This is a genomic window from Acidovorax sp. KNOB132 (genome assembly GCF_057541515.1).
This window is the reverse complement of sequence record NZ_BAAJYT010000651.1, coordinates 1-604: the sequence shown is the minus strand read 5'-3', so window position 1 is coordinate 604 and position 604 is coordinate 1. Positions and strand designations below refer to the sequence as shown.

The following is a 604-nucleotide window of genomic DNA, read 5'->3' as shown; positions in this document are numbered from 1 at the left end:
CGGCCGCGCCCGGCTGCGGCGGGCAGGGGCTGCCGAGCGCCAGCACGTCGAGCGCGGCCAGCGCCCGGCGCTCCGAGCCGTCGACGACCTGCAGCGAAGCCTGGTAGAGGGCGTAGCGCGCCATCAGCAGGCGCGAATAGCCGTCGCCGTCGAAGGCATCGAGCCGCAGGCGCGCCACGCGCAGGCCCTCCTGGGCCGCCTGCAGCCGGTTCAAAAAGCCGGGCATCTCGCCGCCGCGCAATTGCCAGTCGGCCAGGGCCTGGTCCAGCACCGAGCGGTATTCGCCCAGGCGCAATTCCATCAACTGATCGGCCCGGTCGCGCTCGCTCTGCAATTGGCCCCGGGCCGCGTCGCGCTGCGCGCGCCACTCCAGGGGCATGGAGAAATCCACGCCGACGACGGTGCTGCGGCCCGGCTGGCCGCCGATGTCGCGGCTCACCGACTGCGACAGCGACACGCCGGCCTCCAGGCCCGTGTGCTGCGCGTTCTCCAGCTGCGCGGCGGCGGTGTCACGCTCGGTGCGGGCCTGGGCGATGGCGGGGTCGTCGCCCGCCTGCGCGAGCAGCGCCTCAGGTCCATGCAGCGCGCGGGCAGCCCGGGATGG

At 74.7% G+C, this 604-nt stretch carries 1 pseudogene; it reads right to left on the bottom strand.

The window, feature by feature from the left end:
* Positions 1–604, bottom strand: a pseudogene (locus AC27IO_RS25220) (hypothetical protein); the annotation flags it as partial.